The sequence below is a fragment of the Psychrobacter sp. 1Y4 genome (assembly GCF_051847555.1).
This window is the reverse complement of record NZ_JBPYDE010000664.1, coordinates 1-661: the sequence shown is the minus strand read 5'-3', so window position 1 is coordinate 661 and position 661 is coordinate 1. Positions and strand designations below refer to the sequence as shown.

Below are 661 nucleotides of genomic sequence, written 5' to 3'. Positions count from 1 at the left end.
CGCACCAAACTCATGAATATCACTGGCATGAACCTGCCCGCCAAAACGATCTGCCATCGCTTGCATACCGTAGCAAATACCCAATACAGGCACGCCTAGGTCAAACACTGCGTCGTTAATACGCGGGCTGTTGTCTGCATGGACGCTCTCAGGGCCACCCGATAAGATGACGCCTTTTGCGCCAAAATCGATGATGCGCTGAGTGTCGATGTCATAAGGGAACATCTCACAAAACACCCCAGAATCGCGCACACGGCGGGCGATTAACTGACTGTATTGCGAGCCAAAATCGAGGATTAAAATGCGGTCTTGCTTGATAGTTGGCGTCGATGATGCGGTCGTCATAAGGTGAGTATCCATCAATAAAAAATTGGTGCCCTATTTTAACAAGTTTCGGGGCAATGATGGCGATTGACGTGCGGTTTATTCGCAACTATTTTATTGGTGACTTACATTTAGAATGTGTAATCATACTGCTGCATACCAAATATGGCATCTCATTATCGTTATATGGTATAAAAAATACAGTACGGTGACATGGACATTGTTATCGTGGACGCTGTTATCGTACAAGTGTGCGATATGGGAGGGACTTCACATTATGTTCGCGTTTGATTTAAACCTCAAACTGCTGGCCTATCACGCCATGCAGCTGAGTATC

At 46.0% G+C, this 661-nt stretch carries 1 protein-coding gene; it reads right to left on the bottom strand.

The window, feature by feature from the left end; all coding sequences use genetic code 11:
* Positions 1–345 (bottom strand): glutamine amidotransferase-related protein (locus ACS8FC_RS18205; RefSeq protein ID WP_439297821.1); only part of this gene is annotated, 345 nt, incomplete at its 3' end.
* Positions 346–661: the final 316 nt, after the last annotated feature.